This window comes from Pseudomonas migulae NBRC 103157 (assembly GCF_002091715.1).
Lineage (GTDB): Bacteria > Pseudomonadota > Gammaproteobacteria > Pseudomonadales > Pseudomonadaceae > Aquipseudomonas > Aquipseudomonas migulae_A.
In genome coordinates this window covers 1-737 of record NZ_BDAG01000098.1, presented here as the reverse complement: position 1 = coordinate 737, position 737 = coordinate 1, and the positions used below count along the sequence as shown (strand labels likewise).

Here is a 737-nt window from a genome sequence, read left to right as displayed (position 1 = left end):
GACGATGCTGTTGGCACCGCCGGCATTCGGGTGATCTCGGTCGTAATTCAGGGTGTAGCTGTACGTCACCACGCCGGTGGCCGGGTCGTAACCGGTGATGGTCAGCGTGCTGCCGTGCCAGGTGCCGGTCGATTGCGGGAAGCCGGCGGCCACGCCAGCGGTGACCACGGCGATGCCGCCCACGGTCAGGGTTTGCAGGCCATCCGGCGCGTTGACGGTGAAGGTGCCGGTCTGGGTCAGGGACGGGGCATCGGGGTCGGTGCCGTAGGTGAGGTTTTTTTCGTAGACGGTCAGTTCGCCGCACTCTACGTCGAGGCCGTTGAGGGTGACCGGGTTGTTGAAACAGCTGTTGTTGACGTCGATGGTGATGGTGGTGGTGCTTTCATCGCCGTCGTTATCACGCAGGGTGTAAGTGAACACGTCGGTCGCGCCGGGGCCGTTCACACTGTTCGGGTAGCTGTGGTATTCGGCGTTGCCCTGGGCATCCAGGGTCAGGTAACCGTAAGTGCCGTTGATCTGGGTGTTGAGGCCGCCGTTCACCGGGGTCGACGTGTCCGAACCGGCGCGTACGCCGACCACGCCACCGCCGACCAAGGGACCATCGGCGCCGGCAACGTCGTTCCACAAGACGTTGCCGCTGACGACATCGCCCTCCGTCACCGACGTGGCGTCAGGGTTGGCGTTCGGCGTGTCATCGATGATGTTGACGTTGATCTGGCCGGTCGCGGTGCTGCCGT

General features: G+C 64.3%; 1 protein-coding gene. It reads right to left on the bottom strand.

The genetic code is table 11. The features are described 5' to 3' along the window. Positions 1-737: Ig-like domain-containing protein (locus PMI01S_RS30750; protein ID WP_218028115.1), on the bottom strand; the 737-nt coding region annotated here is incomplete at both ends.